The organism is Nesterenkonia ebinurensis, from assembly GCF_008711175.1.
GTDB classification, from domain to species: Bacteria; Actinomycetota; Actinomycetes; order Actinomycetales; family Micrococcaceae; genus Nesterenkonia; species Nesterenkonia ebinurensis.
Genome location: NZ_VWNF01000032.1, coordinates 232666 through 248475 on the forward strand (window position 1 = coordinate 232666; position 15810 = coordinate 248475).

The window sequence follows — 15810 nt, forward strand, 5'->3', positions numbered from 1 at the left end:
AATCCGACCCTCAGCGTCGTCGTGCTTCTACGCCTCGATCTCGGCGGGCTCGGGGGCGGCCTCGAGCTCCTCGGCCGGCAGGGACCAGTCGAAGGTCAGCTCGCGGTCCACACCGGAGCCCTTCAGCCCGATGCTGATCTCCGCACCGTGCGGAATCTCGCCGTAGAGTATCCGCTCGGAGAGCTGATCCTCGATGAGGCTCTGGATAGTCCGGCGCAGCGGGCGGGCACCCATGGAGGGGTCGTAGCCCTTCTCGGCCAGGAACTCCTTTGCCGCAGTCGTGATCTCCAGGGTCATAGCCTGCTCGGCCAGCCGCTTGCGCAGCCGGTCTACGAACAGGTCCACGATCCGCACAATCTCGTGCTGCTCCAGCTGCGGGAACACAATGGTGTCGTCCACGCGGTTGAGGAACTCCGGCCGGAAGTGCTGGCGCAGCTCCTGGGAGACCTTGCCCTTCATCCGCTCGTAGCTGGTGGCGGTATTGGTGTCAGAGGTGAACCCGGTCATCACACCCTTGGAGATCTCCCTGGTGCCGAGGTTGGTGGTCATGATGATCACCGTGTTCTTAAAGTCCACCGCGCGGCCCTGGGAGTCGGTGAGCCGGCCGTCCTCCAGGATCTGCAGCAGGGAGTTGAACAGATCGGTGTGGGCCTTCTCCACCTCGTCGAAGAGCACCACAGAGAAGGGACGACGCCGCACCTTCTCGGTGAGCTGACCGCCCTCCTCGTAGCCCACATAGCCCGGGGGGGCACCGAAGAGCCGGGAGACGGTGTGCTTCTCGCTGAACTCGGACATATCCAGGGTGATCAGCGCGTCTTCGTCCCCGAAAAGGAACTCGGCCAGCGCCTTGGCCAGCTCAGTCTTACCCACACCGGTGGGTCCGGCGAAGATGAAGCTGCCGGAGGGCCGGTTGGGGTCCTTCAGACCGGCGCGGGTACGGCGGATGGCCCGGGAGAGGGACTTCACGGCCTCATCCTGGCCGATGATCCGCTTGTGGAGCTCATCCTCCATGCGCTTGAGCCGGTCGGACTCGGCCTCGGTGAGCTTGAACACCGGAATTCCGGTGGAGAAGGCGAGCACCTCGGCGATCAGATCGCCGTCAACCTCGGCGATCTCGTCCATGGAGCCGGACTTCCAGGCCTCTTCCTTCTGCTGGCGCTCCTCGGCGAGCCGCTGTTCCTTGTCCCGCAGGGAAGCGGCACCCTCAAAGTCCTGGGCGTCGATGGCGGCTTCCTTCTCCCGCCGGACATCCTCGATCTTGGCGTCGTACTCCTTGAGCTCCGGGGGCGCAGTCATCTTCTGGATGCGCAGCCGGGCGCCGGCCTCATCAATGAGGTCGATGGCCTTATCCGGCAGGAACCGGTCGTTGATGTAGCGGTTGGCCAGGGTGGCGGCCTGCTCCAGGGCCTCCTCGGTGATGGAGACCTTGTGGTGGGCCTCGTAGCGGTCACGCAGCCCGCGCAGGATCTGCACGGTGGTCTCCACGGAGGGCTCCTCCACCTGAATCGGCTGGAAGCGGCGCTCCAGGGCGGCGTCCTTCTCGATGTGCTTGCGGTATTCGTCCAGAGTGGTGGCACCGATGGTCTGCAGCTCACCCCGGGCCAGCATGGGCTTGAGGATATTGGCCGCGTCGATGGCACCCTCGGCAGCACCTGCGCCCACCAAAGTATGGATCTCGTCGATGAACAGAATGATGTCTCCGCGGGTGCGGATCTCCTTGAGCACCTTCTTCAGGCGCTCCTCGAAGTCACCGCGGTACCGGGAGCCGGCCACCAGAGAGCCGAGGTCCAGGGTGTAGAGCTGCTTATCGCGCAGGATCTCGGGCACATCGCCGTTGACGATGGCCTGGGCCAGGCCCTCCACCACGGCGGTCTTGCCCACCCCGGGCTCACCGATGAGCACCGGGTTGTTCTTGGTACGCCGGGAGAGCACCTGCATGACCCGCTCACGCTCGTAGTCGCGACCCACCACGGGGTCCAGCTGGGCTTCACGGGCGGCTGCGGTGAGGTTGCGGCCGAACTGGTCAAGCACCACCGAGCCGGAGGGAGCACCGGAGGATCCGCCCTGGCCCACACCGGCGCCGGCCTTCTCCTGCTGCTCGCCGCCGGAGTAGCCGGAGAGCAGCTGGATGACCTGCTGGCGGACCTTGTTGAGGTCGGCGTTGAGCTCCACCAGCACCTGGGCGGCTACGCCTTCGCCCTCACGGATCAACCCGAGCAGAATATGCTCGGTGCCGATGTAGTTGTGGCCCAGCTGCAGGGCCTCGCGCAGGGAGAGCTCTAAGACTTTCTTGGCACGCGGGGTGAAGGGGATGTGACCGGAGGGGGCGTTCTGACCAGGGCCGATCTTCTCCTGGACCTTGTCACGCACGCCCTGGAGGTTGATGTCCAGGGACTCCAGTGCCTTGGCGGCTACGCCTTCACCCTCGTGAATCAGGCCGAGCAGAATGTGCTCGGTGCCGATGTAGTTGTGGTTGAGGCGGCGCGCCTCTTCCTGGGCCAGCACCACCACGCGCCGTGCGCGGTCTGTGAATCTCTCAAACATAGCCAACTGACACTCCCTACAGCGTTGTCCTTGTGAGAGTTCAAGGCTACGTCGCCTTGGCGAGCATCCCTACCCTGTTCGCCACAGGGAAAAGCAGGACGAGGATGCGGGTGGCATTATTCCAGTATCAACGATCACCGCAGCCGCCTCCCCGATCCGCAACTGCGCACTCGCTGAACTCATCGCAGGTCCGAAGGTCAGGTGACCGGTATTGATCGGCACTTCTGAGGTATGGGCGAGATCATAGCGGCACACCACCAACACTGAGTGGCAGCGCACTTTCTCAAGACGCTGCAGGAAACAGCGGAGCCCCGGTGCCACCACATGGGCAGCATCGGGGCTCCGGGCGGGTCAGTCAGGCGACTCAGCGCTTCTTGGCGTTGCGGTAGGCGTCAACAATGTCGCGGTGCAGGCGGCCGCGCTTGGCCACACTGTACCCATTGGCCACAGCCCACTCGCGGATCTTCCTGGCCTCGCTCTGGGGCGAGGGAGGTGCCACCGGGGTAGCTTTGCGCACGTACTTCTTCAACGAGTCCCGCAGTTCTTTTGCATTCTCCGAGGAAAGGTCAATAGCGTAAAAACGGTTGTCGAGACCAAAGTTGACAGTCTCCTTTGCGGGGGAGCCATCAAGATCGTCCACCAGAATCTCCTGGATTTGCTTTGCCATGTTCAATGCACCTCACTGGGTTTATCTGCAGTCCCAAAGAATTTCACCAGTTACCGGTTCAACTTAGGACAGCATTTTGGTCAATTATGGTCAGAGTGTGCAACTCTGACAACACCTTGAGTCTTTCAAAGAAAAACAAGAAGAGTCAACTCGCTAATAATCAGGAAAAATCAAGGTTAGTGGACACTCTAAGCGCTCTAATAGGGCCTGCGAAGCGAGTTCCCATGAACTCGTTCAACCACGATGGGTGGTATTTTCCTCTGCCTGATCATTCAGCTCCTGGCGGATCTGCGCCTCCGTGGCCCGCTCATTACGGTCGGCACGGAAAATGGCGCGGATGGCCAGCCAGAACACCAGCCCCACTCCTACGGAGGGCGCCAATACTGAGAAATAGGTCCAAAATTCGTCCATGATTAAGATCAGCTTTCCGGCTTGAGCAGGGGGAACAGAACTGTTTCACGGATTCCAGCGCCGGTGAAGAGCATCACCAGCCGGTCAAGTCCCAAGCCGATTCCACCCATGGGCGGTGCGCCGTACTCCAGCGCGCGTAGGAAGTCCTCATCCACCTGCATGGCCTCCGGGTCACCGCCAGCTGCCTTGAGCGACTGCTCCGCCAGACGCTCACGCTGAATCACAGGATCCACCAGTTCGCTGAACGCAGTACCGGTCTCCACTCCTGCGATGATCAGGTCCCAGGCCTCGATCACTCCGGGCTTATCCCGGTGCGGCCGAGCCAGCGGCTGCGCGGCCGGCGGGTAGTCGCAGACAAAGGTGGGCTGCAGCAGGGTGGGCTCCACGATCTCGCCGAAGAGCTCGAGCACCAGCTTCTGAGCATCCCAGCCTGAGTCAATCTTCACCTCATGTTTCGCGGCGATCTCGCGCAGCACCTCCCGCTCAGTCTCCGGGCTGATCTCTTGGCCCACTGCCTCAGACAGCCCTGGGTACACCGGGAGCCAGACCCATTCCCCGTCCAGATTCACGGTGCCCTGCTCAGTCTGGATCTGCCGGCCAGCCCCCACCGCATCAGCGGCGGCCAAGATCATTTCCTGCATGCGGTCGGCCATCACATACATATCACCCCAGGCCTCGTAGGACTCCAGCATGGTGAACTCCGGGGAGTGGGTAGAGTCCACGCCCTCATTGCGGAAGACCTGCCCGATCTCGAAGATCCGGTCGATACCGCCCACCACGGCCCGCTTCAGGTACAGCTCGGTGGCAATCCGCAAGGTCATCGGTTGGTCAAAGGCATTGAGGTGGGTGTGGAACGGCCGTGCCTGGGCGCCGCCGTGGATCAGCTGCAGGATGGGGGTCTCCACCTCCACATAGTCGTGGGCGTGCAGGGTGTCACGAATCGCCCGGGTGATCGCGGCACGCTGGTAGACCATCTGGCGGGCCTCATCGCGCACAATCAGATCGGCGTAGCGCTGCCGGACCCGGGTCTCCTCATTGAGGTCGGCGTGCAGCACTGGCAGCGGGCGAATCGCCTTGGAGGCCACAGCGAACGAGGCCGCCATCACACTGAGCTCACCACGGCGGGAGGTGATCACCTCACCAGTGACCTGGATATGGTCACCGAGGTCCACCAGTGCCTTCCAGTCGGCCAGTTGCTCCTCGCCGACCTCTGCCAGGGAGATCATCACCTGCAGACGAGTGCCCGCACCTTCTGGTCCGCCCTCCTGGAGGGTGGCAAAGCAGAGCTTTCCGGTGTTGCGGATGAACATCACCCGGCCGGTGATTGAGACGGTCTCCCCGGTGGAGGCCCCGGCCTCCAGGTCTGGGAAGCGCTCCCGCACCTCAGCCAGGGAGGCAGAGCGCTCGACCTTCACCGGATAGGGCTCGATACCCTTCGCCAACAGCCGGGTGCGCTTGTCCATGCGCACCGCACGCTGGTCGTTGGTATCGATCTCGGCCGTCGCGGAACTCTGCTCAGTCACCCGGCCATTCTACGGTGTTCTACACACGGTAGTAGTCGGCAGATTCACCAAATAGTTACCCGTTGCTCCGGGGCGAGGTACATGCTGTCACCCTCTGCGGTGCCGAAGGCATGGTGGAAGGCGTCCACGTTCTTCACCGGCTGGGTGGCGCGGAACTCGGCCGGGGAGTGCGGGTCGATGCTCAACAGGGTCATCGCCCGCTCCGGACGGGTGACGTTCCGCCAACCCTGGGCCCAGGCGAAGAAGAACCGTTGATCACCAGAAAGACCGTCGATGGCGTCGTCGTCTGTGTCCGGACCGTCCACCTCGGTGATCGGCTTGTCCTGGTTCTTGGCCGCCAACCACAGCTTATAAGCCTTATGGGCGATGCCGATGCCGCCGAGATCGCCGATGTTTTCACCCAGGGTGAGCTCCCCGTTGACGGTGTGCTCATCGTCCAACACAGTGGGGCTGAGCACCTGGTACTGGTCCACCAGCTTGGCGGTGCGCTTCTCGAATGCGGCCCGGTCCTCATCGGTCCACCAGTTGGTCAGTGAGCCGTCGGCGCCGAACTTTGATCCCTGATCGTCAAAGGCGTGACCGATCTCATGGCCGATCACCGCGCCGATAGCCCCGAAGTTCTGGGCCATATCCCGTTCCACGGAGAAGAACGGCAGCTGCAGGATGGCGGCGGGGAACACGATCACCGACTCCAGCGGGGAGTAGTAGGCGTTGACCGTCTGCGGAGTCATATGCCACTCATCGGGGTCCGGACCCTCGTCGATCTTGGCTGTGTCCCGCTCCCAGGCGGCCACCGAGGCGGCAGAGACGTTGCCGACTACGTCATCTGCGGCAACGGTGACCTCAGAGTAGTCGATCCATTTGACCGGATAGCCGATCATCGGGCGCAGGGCCTCAAGCTTCTCCAGAGCCTTGGCCCGGGTCTGCTCGCCCATCCATTCCAGCTCGGAGATGGACCGGCGGTAGGCCTCCACCAGGGCAGCGATCAGCTCATCCATGGCCTGGCGGGCTTGCGGCGGGTAGTGCCGGGCCACGTAGATCTGAGCCACATCCTCACCCAGATGGGCATTGGTGAGGGCGACGCCGCGCTTCCACCGCTCCTTGAGCTTTGGAGTGCCGTTGAGAGTTTTGGAGTAGAACTCAAAGTGAACATCAACCAGCTCGGAGTGCAGCAGCGGGGCGAAGGCGGTGATGAGTTTGGCGGACAACCAGTGCTTCCAGGCTTGAAGCGGCTGCTCGATCAACGCAGACTGGAAGGCTGACAGCACTTCAGGCTGGGCGACCACGATCTCAGCGGCCTGGGAGTCGGTCAGCCCCCAGCCCTGGATCGCCTCAGCGACCAGCGGCATGGCCTCCTCCACCTCACCACGGGTCTTGAGGTTGTACTGCTTCTGGTAGTCGCGACAGGCAACCCGGTCCCAGTGGTGGGATGCCAAGGCGGTTTCCAATTCCAGAACTGAGGACGCCGCGTCGTTCGCACCTTCGGCGCTCATTCCCTCAATCGCCTCGGAAGACCCGGAACCGGTTCCGGTCTTCTCTCGGCTGGCTCGGTCACCATTGTCTGCGTATCCGGCGATAGCGAAGATGGTGGTGAGGTACTGCTGGTACTTCTGGCGGGTCTCAGCATGCTTGTCCTCGCGGTAGTAGGCCTCATCGGGCAGGCCCAGGCCGCCCTGGCCGATGAACCAGAGCATCCGGGTGGGATCACCCATGTCTCGCAGGGCCCCGGCGGAGAGCAGTCCGTCCACGTCCTCGCGCTGCCACTGGGCACTGAGTCGGACCAAATCTCCCGGGGTGCTCAGCGCCTCAATCTGCTCCAGCCGGTCTTGGATAGGTGCCAGCCTGAGCGCCTCTGCGAGGTCAGCATCCATGAACGCGGAGTAGAAGGTGCCGATGCGTTGTCGGATTGCACCGAAGTCTGGATCGAGGTCAGCACCTTGAGCGGTGGCGGCCTCAGCAGCCTCATCGAGGATGGCGCGCACATCAGCCTCAGCCTTGTCCCGCAGCTCCAGAAAGGATCCATAGGCATCCAGGTCCTCAGGGATTTCAGCGGTCTTCAACCATTCGCCGTTGACATGCTGGTTCAGGTCATCCTGGGGCCGGACGGAGGGATCAAGGTACGGGAAGTCAGTTGCAGTGCTCATGAATCCACCCTACCGGCACAGTCCTCCCACTGATCCAGGGTGGAGATTCGGCGGGGTATTCGGGGACAGCAGCACCGGCAGTGCGGCCAGCAGCGGGCCACCGGGGTCAGCACCATAGCCAGGATGCTGATGACTGCCTGAATTCGTCCCTGCTGGCTGGAGGCCTAGCGTCATCACCGTGCAGCCGGTTGAGTGCGGCGTTGAGCGCGGGGAAGCTGATCGCTGCGAGCATCAGAATGCCGAGCACCGCGTATTCGGGCGTCCCGACCACGTCTGGGGTGACGGCGACGATGAGCATGGTGAAGGCAATCAGGATCACACGGCCACTGGCCAGGCACTTGAGCAGCCAGGGCGTGATGAAGCGTGCCAGTGAGCAGAGCCGAACAGCCGATGGGCCGGATCATCGCCCAGCGCGGCCGCCAGGAATGTCCCGGCGGCCGCACCGAGGACTACCAGGATTTACGGCTCCGTGGAGCAGGGCCTGAGAGTTGAGGCTTATGAGCAGTTCTTGGGCGAACTGAATCGGGGGCATATCAGTCATAACACGACTTTCTGTGTGAAGAAGCGCTGAATGCGGCGGCGTGAGCTCACGCGGTGAACGGTCATGCTGCTGCGGACACTGCGAGGATGCAGTTCAGAACTGCCGAGGCATCTGAAGCAGCTGATGGACCGCTGCCTCGCGCCGGAGCTCAGCCTCCCGCAGGCGGAGTTCTCGCCGGTGGGAGTCGTCCACGGACACTGCCGCAGACTTTTCTTGGCGCGCGGAGGCTTCGGCCCATCTGGCCAAGGCGGTCGATGCCGCCAGTGCCAAGTGCTGGAATCGACGTCGCAGCAGCGGCACAGGGGATGGGATGAGAGGCCATCGAGCGGTTTTTGGGCGCACTGAATCAGGGGGTGTGCTACTCATTGATCTGCCTTCCTAGGCTAGGGGGTCGCTATGTGGTGAATCTGAACCTGATTCCGGCGATGTCAGACCTGACAGATGCCAGATCAGGCGCGGTGAACGGAAACGTCTCCGCTGATCGTGCGGGCACGCAGCTCGAGTCGGTGCTCAGCTTCGCCTGGCCCTTCGGCGTTCTCCAGGGCAGAGCTAAGCCGCCCGGAGACCGTGGAGCAGTCTTGGAGCACGGCGGTCCCGGCGGGAATGCCAACCTCGATGTCCCCGGAGGCTGCGGTGGCTTCGACGATCCCAGAAATGGCGCGCTGAACGCTGACATCGCCTGAGCCTGTCTTGCAGGTCAGGCGGCCGCTGAGCTGCCCGATCTCAATGTCACCGGAGCCTGCGAATGCTGAGGTGTCGGCCACGCGGCCCAGGCGGATCGCTCCTGACCCCGTTTTCAGCTCGGTACGCCCTTCAGCGGCACTGACCCGGATGCTCCCGGAGCCTGCCGTCAGACGGGCCTCCCCGACAGTGCTCACGCTGATCGCCCCGGAGCCGGCCGTGGCCTCCAGCTTCTCGGCACGATCCACCGTGATGGCCCCGGAGCCCGCCTTGGCTGAGATCTCGCGCGCCCGTTCCACAGCGATCCGGCCCGATCCGCAGGTTGCCGTGACCTGGTCCAGCAGGCCGGCGGCGGTCACGCTCCCCGATCCGGTCCTCGCCTTCATGCTCGAGCTCTCGGGCAGCTGAACGTCTATGGTATAGCGATGCGAGGTGAAGTTGCCGATCTGAATCGGACCGAACTTCAGGCCGCCGCCCTCGGTCTCAGGGACCTCGATGCGCAGGGTGCCCGCAGAGTATTCGACGATGACATCCTGAGGGTCGGCATTGATGTGGACGCCTTTGGCCAGGGTCACCTTGACGGTGATCTGGTCGTCCGGACTAGTGGCGATGTTCAGGCTGCTGGAGCGCAGCTGGGCATCTAAGTACTGCGGACCCGAGGCGTCAAAGGTGTGTAGGACAGTGTTTTCGCCAGTCGTGGTGGTGGCCATGGGCCGTTCCTCTCTTCTCAGTGTGCCCAGCCGGTCATTCGCCGGCCGGAGCGCTTGACAGGGGGGGACTGTGGCCCGGCCAGCGCCTGGTGCGCGGCTTGGACGAGCCAGGTGTTGGTGGATTTGCCCTCAGCGGCAGCAGCCTTCTCGATCTCTGCTTTCAGCGAGTCGGGCAGGCGCAGGGTGAGCCGGGCGGTGTTGCCCTCCTCGGCTGGACCTGGCGGCGTGGGCGGCGCCGGTGGCGGGGGTGGGTCCGCTGCCATCTCGGCAGGGACCTCTGTCTGCTCCACCACCACCACGGGTTCACCGCCGCGGATGTGCACTTCCACCATGGCGCCGTCGAGCTCAGCGGTGATCTCCTCGGTGAGGTCGGAGGCGAACCGGGTCAGCGCCAGACGGGCTTCGGGCTCCAGTGCCTCGCCGATCAGCTCGGCGGTGCGCTGGACCTCTTCGGGGGCCAGACGGGTGGCTTTCGCGAGCCCGTGCTGCAGGGCTGTGACGTATTCATCGAACTGCATGACATCACTATAGCGTCATATTGACGTCATGTGAAGTCATGATGACATCGCACTGCTGTCATCTGGTGTCAGGCGGGTGGGCGCAGCTCCATATTGTCGATCAGCCGGACAGGACCGACTTGCGCGGCGATCAGCGCCAAAGCCGCTGGGGCATCCCCGCGCACCGCCGCCATCATTCCATGGGACTTATGGGAGCTCGCAGCGGACGACGACGTCCCTAACACCTCATCTGCCCCCAGGGCGCCTTCAACGGGAACCAGCTCTTGGAGACTGAGTGGATCCACGACCACCAGGTAGTCCAGCTCCAAGCCCTCGGCCCGGTGGAGCTCATCCCGCAGCCCCGGCACATCCAAAGGCTCCCGCTTCTCGGTCCGGGCAGCCAGGGTGAACAGGACCCTGGAGAGGTGCAGGGCGGCGTCGTAATCTGCTGCATTCAGGCGCTGGTTGCGGCTGGAGAGCGCCAGCCCGTTCCCATCGCGGACCGTGGGCACCGTGCGGATGCCAACCGGAAGGTGCAAGTCAGCCACCATCCGGCGGATCACGGCCACCTGCTCAGCATCCTTGGCCCCGAACCAAGCCTCGAAGCGAGCCGGCGCCGGCGGAGCGATGATGGTGAACAGCTTGGTGACCACAGTAGCCACGCCGTCGAAGTGCCCGGGCCGGGAACGGCCCTCCCACCGGCGGCCCAGCTCCCCGGTGGTGACCCGCACCAGGGGGCCTTCCGGATAGTCGGGGTACATCTGCTCCAGCGGCGGGGAGAAGACCAGATCCACTCCGTGCTGGGCGAGGATCTCCAGGTCCGCCTCCAGCTGGCGGGGATAGTGCCGATAGTCCTTGGGGTCGTTGAACTGCAGAGGGTTGACGAACACGCTGGCGGCCAGAATGTCACCGCTGGTCCGGGCCGCCTCCAGCAGGGCGCCGTGCCCAGAGTGCAGGGCGCCCATCGTGGGCACCAGGCTGACCAGCGGTGACTGCTCCGCAGTATCTGAGACTGCCTGTCGGATCGCGGCCCGGAACTCCCGAGCAGTAGTAATAACGGTGGTCACCGGATCAGTCTACGGAGTCACCCGAACCGCTCTGCCGCAAGCTGTTCACCATGCCGAGAGCTATAACGTACGGCAGGGCAATCAGCTTGCGGCGTTCGGGGTAAGCGGTGGATCAATGCTCCTCGGAGAGCAGATCGAGCAGCTCGGCGGCCTTGACTTCGGACAGCACGCCCAGGCTCAGGGCCCGCTGCACGGCAGACTGGGCCATTGCCGAATAGGCAGCGCGCACATCGGCAGGAAGATCCGGATCCGCCAGGGTCTGCAGATGCTTGCTCACGGTACCGGCATCGCCGCGGGCCACCGGGCCGGTCAGTGCACCGACACCGGAGGCCAGCGCATTGTCCAGGGAGGCCTGCATCAGCGGGCCCAGCACTCGGGCGGGGTCGGCCACTCCGAGCTGCTCGAGCACCTCAGCCGACTGAGCAGCAAGGATGTTCAGATGATTGGCGGCATGGCTCAGCGCAGCGTGGTAGGCCCCGCGGTGCTCCTCAGCCACCACCACCGGCTCCCCGCCCATTTCCACTGCGAGCGCCTGAGCCACCGGCAGCACCTCATGTTCCGCCGTCACAGCAAAAGCGCAGGCACCCAGCCGCTGCAGGTCCAGACTCATCCCGGTGAAGGTCATAGCAGGGTGGACCGCCAGACCAATGGCGCCGACCTGCTCCGCCGGAGCCAGCACTGAAGTGCCGTAGCGCCCAGAGGTGTGCATCACCAGCTGCCCGGGCTGGAAGTGCCCAGCCTCAGCGGCACCGGCCACCAACTCGGCTAGGGCGTCGTCGGGCACCGCCAGCAGCACCAACTCCGCACGGCGGAGTATCTCCGGAATCTCAAGCACCGGCACGCCGGGCAGCAGATGCTCAGCCCGGTCCTGGGACTCCGCAGAGACTGCGTGCACGCCCACCACCTGGTGGCCTGCTCCGCGCAGAGCTGCGCCCAGCACGGCTCCGACTTTCCCTGCGGAGATCACCCCCACGCCGAGCCGGCCGTCCCGGGCAGTGGGCGGCAATTCGGCGGCATAGGGGTCGATCGGTCTGTTCACAGCCCAGCCCCTGGCCGGCCGCCGAACTGCTGCGCCCCTGCTGCAGGTGATGAGCCGTGGGCAGCTGAGGCGGCGGGGGCGGCGTCGTAATCTGCCTCTTCCAGCTTCTGCTTGGCCTCGGCCACATTCTTCTCGAACTCGTCCAGCTCCTCGGGCTGCATCCACTGGTTCCGGTCGGCCAGCCGACGGGCCACAGCAGCATAGCCGGCCTCCTGCTCAAACAGCCAGCTGATCTGCTCCAAGTCCTGGTTCTTGGCTCGGGCGGTGATGGGTCCGGCCGGAATATGGATGTGCAGAGTGGCGATCCGGATCATCCTGGCCAGCGGCCCCTGGTGCAGAGCGGCGGACTGGATGCGCTCATGCGGGACCATCGTCAGGGTCCGGGTCACCCGGCCGTCGCGGATCATCAGCGCGCTGGGGGTGACAAAGAATCCACGACGACGACGCACCATCGGATCGAATGCTCTGGCCCGCCTGGGCACCTCGGTGAATCCGCGCTCCGCGCCACGGCCGCGCAGCCCTTCGAAGAACACCTGCTCGGGGTTGTCCACCTGCAAGTCCGGGAACATCTCAGCGGTCAGCCGCATCACATCCTCAGCGCCGCCCACCGGCAGCAGTGTAGAGCGAGAGTCCAAGCCATAGCCGGCCACCGTCACGGTTACCGAGTACCAGCCGAAGGTCCGCCACAGCACTGGTTGGCGGATCTGGATGGCCTGCACGCGGCCGGGCGGAACGGTCTGGGTGTTGGTGGTGGTCAGCCCGTACTTCAGCCTCAGCCCGGCCTGGGTCATGGTCGCAGTGAAGTTCCAGCCGTTGGACAGCTGGTTCCAGAAGGCGAAGATCGCCCCGATGAGGATGGGGACGAAGAACGGCACGTTGATCTGGCCGAAGGCCTCTCCGATTGGTTCGTCCCGGACAAGCACAAAGAACGAGGCGATGCCCCCCAGGAGGGCGAACAGGCACAGCGCCAGGACGATGAACACCAGGGTACTGCCGCCCACCAGCACCGAGCCGATCAGTCGGGGCACCGGAACCCGCACGATCTGGCGGTCCTGGCCCCCAGGATGGTGTGTTGTTTCCCCTTGAATAGCCGCAGGCTCGGTGGTTTTCTGCGGATTTTGGCACACCGTGTCGCCAGGCGGGGCCTGGGAATCGCCGGAGTCGGGGGCAGCGAGGTCTGGGACTGCGGCGTCGTTCTCCTGTGACCTGGCCGGGGGCCGGCCGGCGGCGCGGTCCATGATCTCGGCGCGCAGCTGCTCGGCCTCGTGTTTGCGCAAAAACGCCAGAGTGGCTGCGGTGCCGTCACCCTCGGCCACCTCGAAGCGCAGCTCGGCCAGCTTGGCGATGCGGGCCAGCAGGGGTTGGCGCAGGTCTACCGCCTGCACCCGGTCGATCCGGGCCTGCCGATGCTGGCGGACGAAGATCCCGGACTTCACCATCACGTGCTCCTCGGTGACCTTGTACCGGGTGAACCACCAGGAGAGGGTGAAGCCCATGAAGATCAGCACCGCCAGACCGAGGAACAAAGCCCCGCCGATCAGGTAGGGGGTGGGGTTGGTCTGCAGGTTATCGACGAGCTCCCCGGACTGCCAGGCATTCCAGAGGTCAGAGAACATCTGCCAGTTGTAGGAGAAGAACGCCACCGGGATCGCCACCACGGTCACCCAGCCGCGCACCAGCGGGCTCAGCGGATGGACCTTGGTCCAGGTCTCATCGAACCAGCCTTCGGAGCTCTCCTGCTGAGGTTCCTGCCCCTCAGTGGTGGATCCGGGCTGCTCAGGGGGCGGGGCGTCGGCGTAGTGCTCTTCTGGGCGCTCTGTCATCAGAGTCCTGCCAGACGTGCCTGGCCGCGGACGGAGAGCTCATCGCGCAGCCGCGCACCCTCGGAACGGACCGCACCAGGGATAGTGGCGTCAGTGGCTGCCGAAGCAGTTTTCAGCTGCACGGTGCACAGCCCGAACTTGCGCATCAGCGGGCCGGCCTCGATGTCCACATATTGCAGCCGGCCATAGGGCACGGCCACCACCCGCTGGAAGAGGATGCCGCGGCGGATGAGCAGGTCGTCAGCGCGCTCGAAGTAGCCGATGGCGCGCACCCGCCGGGGCACCAGGACGATGTCGATGACCGCCCAGACCAGCAGCACCGCCAGGACGGGCCATTTCAGCCAGTCCGGGATGCCCCAGCCCAGCATCGCATCGGCTACCACGGGGGCGGCCACAATCGCAATGGTGATCAGCCAGCTGGTGATCGTGCTGATGTACCTGACCGTGATGTATTTATCGTCCACCCGGGTCCATTCAACCCCTGTCGGGTCGATGGCTTCAGAGTGCAGCATTGGGCTCCGTTCCTTCGTCGAATTCCGAATTCTCAAGGCCTGACCCCCGGTCGGGGGGTATCCGGCACAGGGTCTCTACCACGAACCCTATGATCACCCACAGCATTCCGCCGATCACCACCGTCAGGGCTGCGGTGACATTGGGGGTGCCAATTCCGGCTGCAGGTCCCAGGTCCAGCAGCACCCCGGCATGCCAGCCGGCGATCAGCGCCCCGGCGTAGGCACAAGCCTGGCCGGCAGCCACCACCCGCACCGCCTGCAACGGGTGAAGCCTGCGCCCGGACTGATCCGGGGAAGAACGACGACGCCGCCCCTCCTGATCCGCACCGCCCTCAAGTCGGCGCTGGTCCCACCAGACCACCAGACCCAGAGCCAGCACGATCAGTCCCACCGCCACCAGGGTAATCACCGATGACAGGGGTAGCACCGGAGAGCTGTAGCCGGCATTGCGCATCGCGAGCGTGGCCAGGTAGCCGGCCAGGGCGGCACCTGCGGCAATGATCAGCAGCCACAGCGGGCGCAGCTGGGTCACGAGTCCAGCCTCACCACATCCGAGTAGTCCTCAGCCTCCTCGGCAAGCTCGCGCACTGGGCGGCCGCCCAGCAGGGCCACCGGATCCATCCAGCTCCAGGGCAGCAGCACGAATGCCCGCTCAGCGGCCGAGGGGTGTGGGACCTGCAGACGCGGGGAGTCGATCGTGGCGCTGGCATAGGTCACGATGTCCACGTCCAGGGTCCGCGGCCCGTGCCGCTGCTCGCGCACCCGGTTGTGGTCCTCCTCGATCTGCTGGGCCAGGTCCAGCAGCCCGTGCGGGGAGAGCTGCGTCTCGATCTCCACCACTTGGTTGAGATAGTCGCGCTGATGGGCTGGTCCACCCATCGGTTTGGTGCGCGCCAGCGGCGAGGTGCTGACTATCACGACGCCGTCGGCGGCCTCCAGTACCTGGATGGCCGAGGCTAGCGTGCTCCGGGAATCACCGAGGTTGGAGCCCAGGGCCAACACACTGCGCACCGGGAAGGCTGCCTCCAGGTCCGGGTCGCGGTAGTGGGCCTTCGCCGCCTCCCCGTCCTCGCCGAGGTCAGCCAGGGACTTACGTTCGTAGTAGCCCAGCCCGGCGGTGGGAGTGGTGACTGTGGCTCCTTCTGGCGGGCTGGCTGCTGAATGGGCGGAGGCGGGGGTGGCGGCGTCGTTGTCCTCCACCAGTTCCCCCTCATACACCCCAGAGACTTGTTTGCGCGGCTCGCCCAAGGCGCGGCTGGCGCCGAGCTCATCACGGGTGCGGTGAATGATGACCGAGACGTCATCGAACTCATAGGGCATGGGTGCCTGGGGCTTGTGCACGGTGATGGTCACCGCCTGGATGCGGTCGTCCAGCCCCAGGATCCGCGCGGCACACTCGGCGGCGATCCGTTCGATCAGCCGGTAGGACTCGCCGGTGACCACCTGCTCGATGTCGAAGGCCACATCGGCGTAGGAGATGGTGTCCTCCAGATTGTCGGTGCGGCCGGCCGCAGCCAGGTCCACCTGCACCTCAGCGTCGATCACAAATGGCTGGGCGGTGCTGCGCTCATCGGGGAGCACACCATGGGTTCCTTCGAACCGCAGGCCGGTCAGCCGGATCAGATCGTAGCCCATGCTTTAAGGCTACAGT

The 15810-nt window shown here is 64.7% G+C and carries 15 protein-coding genes; 1 reads left to right on the plus strand and 14 read right to left on the minus strand.

What is annotated here, in order from left to right:
- Positions 1–27 precede the first annotated feature (27 nt).
- The 6 genes from F0311_RS10500 to F0311_RS10520 form a co-directional block, all read right to left on the minus strand.
- Positions 28–2544, minus strand: a complete 2517-nt coding sequence (locus F0311_RS10500; protein WP_150461885.1) for an ATP-dependent Clp protease ATP-binding subunit — start codon at positions 2542–2544, stop codon at positions 28–30.
- 364 nt (positions 2545–2908) lie between these two features.
- Positions 2909–3211 carry a histone-like nucleoid-structuring protein Lsr2 gene (locus F0311_RS10505; RefSeq protein ID WP_150461886.1) on the minus strand — a complete coding sequence of 101 codons (303 nt, stop codon included), beginning with the start codon at positions 3209–3211 and terminating at the stop codon, positions 2909–2911.
- Between the two features lie 234 nt (positions 3212–3445).
- Positions 3446–3622, minus strand: a complete 177-nt coding sequence (locus F0311_RS18075; RefSeq protein WP_191089872.1) for a hypothetical protein — start codon at positions 3620–3622, stop codon at positions 3446–3448.
- A gap of 8 nt (positions 3623–3630) precedes the next feature.
- The gene (gene lysS, locus F0311_RS10510; protein ID WP_150461887.1) at positions 3631–5145 is read right to left on the minus strand and encodes a lysine--tRNA ligase; all 1515 of its coding nucleotides are present in this window, start codon (positions 5143–5145) and stop codon (positions 3631–3633) included.
- A gap of 44 nt (positions 5146–5189) precedes the next feature.
- On the minus strand, positions 5190–7289 hold the full coding sequence (locus F0311_RS10515; RefSeq protein WP_150461888.1) for a M13 family metallopeptidase: 2100 nt from the start codon (positions 7287–7289) through the stop codon (positions 5190–5192).
- Between the two features lie 106 nt (positions 7290–7395).
- Complete coding sequence (locus F0311_RS10520; RefSeq protein WP_150461889.1) at positions 7396–7608, minus strand: hypothetical protein; 213 nt, start codon at positions 7606–7608, stop codon at positions 7396–7398.
- Positions 7609–7658: 50 nt separating this feature from the next.
- On the opposite strand from F0311_RS10520, the gene F0311_RS18715 reads away from it, so the two are divergent.
- Positions 7659–7781 (plus strand): hypothetical protein, encoded by a 123-nt coding sequence (locus F0311_RS18715; RefSeq protein WP_263406269.1) that lies wholly within the window; start codon positions 7659–7661, stop codon positions 7779–7781.
- Between the two features lie 498 nt (positions 7782–8279).
- Here the strand turns inward: F0311_RS18715 and F0311_RS10525 are convergent, their stop codons facing one another.
- From F0311_RS10525 to folK, 8 genes are all read right to left on the minus strand, one after another.
- On the minus strand, positions 8280–9221 hold the full coding sequence (locus F0311_RS10525; protein ID WP_150461890.1) for a DUF4097 family beta strand repeat-containing protein: 942 nt from the start codon (positions 9219–9221) through the stop codon (positions 8280–8282).
- Between the two features lie 17 nt (positions 9222–9238).
- Positions 9239–9739, minus strand: a complete 501-nt coding sequence (locus tag F0311_RS10530) for a YlcI/YnfO family protein (protein WP_150461891.1) — start codon at positions 9737–9739, stop codon at positions 9239–9241.
- Between the two features lie 68 nt (positions 9740–9807).
- Positions 9808–10785 (minus strand): pantoate--beta-alanine ligase, encoded by a 978-nt coding sequence (gene panC / locus F0311_RS10535; protein WP_150461892.1) that lies wholly within the window; start codon positions 10783–10785, stop codon positions 9808–9810.
- 112 nt (positions 10786–10897) lie between these two features.
- Positions 10898–11824 (minus strand): Rossmann-like and DUF2520 domain-containing protein, encoded by a 927-nt coding sequence (locus F0311_RS10540; protein ID WP_223881265.1) that lies wholly within the window; start codon positions 11822–11824, stop codon positions 10898–10900.
- Positions 11821–13647 carry a PH domain-containing protein gene (locus tag F0311_RS10545; RefSeq protein WP_150461893.1) on the minus strand — a complete coding sequence of 609 codons (1827 nt, stop codon included), beginning with the start codon at positions 13645–13647 and terminating at the stop codon, positions 11821–11823. The genes F0311_RS10540 and F0311_RS10545 overlap by 4 nt, the downstream gene beginning before the upstream one ends.
- On the minus strand, positions 13647–14156 hold the full coding sequence (locus tag F0311_RS10550) for a PH domain-containing protein (RefSeq protein WP_150462026.1): 510 nt from the start codon (positions 14154–14156) through the stop codon (positions 13647–13649). Before F0311_RS10550 ends, F0311_RS10545 begins: the two co-directional genes overlap by 1 nt.
- Entirely contained in the window at positions 14146–14691 is a 546-nt protein-coding gene (locus F0311_RS10555; protein WP_150461894.1) for a DUF3180 domain-containing protein, read from the minus strand. The genes F0311_RS10550 and F0311_RS10555 overlap by 11 nt, the downstream gene beginning before the upstream one ends.
- Complete coding sequence (gene folK / locus F0311_RS10560) at positions 14688–15794, minus strand: 2-amino-4-hydroxy-6-hydroxymethyldihydropteridine diphosphokinase (protein ID WP_150461895.1); 1107 nt, start codon at positions 15792–15794, stop codon at positions 14688–14690. Before folK ends, F0311_RS10555 begins: the two co-directional genes overlap by 4 nt.
- Positions 15795–15810 lie beyond the last annotated feature (16 nt).

Bases quoted from the DNA above. Each gene is read 5' to 3' on its own strand.
- F0311_RS10525 (WP_150461890.1), bottom strand. From the start codon at position 9,221: ATGGCCACCACCACGACTGGCGAAAACACTGTCCTACACACCTTTGAC.
- F0311_RS10545 (WP_150461893.1), bottom strand. From the start codon at position 13,647: ATGACAGAGCGCCCAGAAGAGCACTACGCCGACGCCCCGCCCCCTGAG.
- F0311_RS10505 (WP_150461886.1), bottom strand. From the start codon at position 3,211: ATGGCAAAGCAAATCCAGGAGATTCTGGTGGACGATCTTGATGGCTCC.
- F0311_RS10530 (WP_150461891.1), bottom strand. From the start codon at position 9,739: ATGCAGTTCGATGAATACGTCACAGCCCTGCAGCACGGGCTCGCGAAA.
- F0311_RS18075 (WP_191089872.1), bottom strand. From the start codon at position 3,622: ATGGACGAATTTTGGACCTATTTCTCAGTATTGGCGCCCTCCGTAGGA.
- folK (WP_150461895.1), bottom strand. From the start codon at position 15,794: ATGGGCTACGATCTGATCCGGCTGACCGGCCTGCGGTTCGAAGGAACC.
- F0311_RS10500 (WP_150461885.1), bottom strand. From the start codon at position 2,544: ATGTTTGAGAGATTCACAGACCGCGCACGGCGCGTGGTGGTGCTGGCC.
- F0311_RS10515 (WP_150461888.1), bottom strand. From the start codon at position 7,289: ATGAGCACTGCAACTGACTTCCCGTACCTTGATCCCTCCGTCCGGCCC.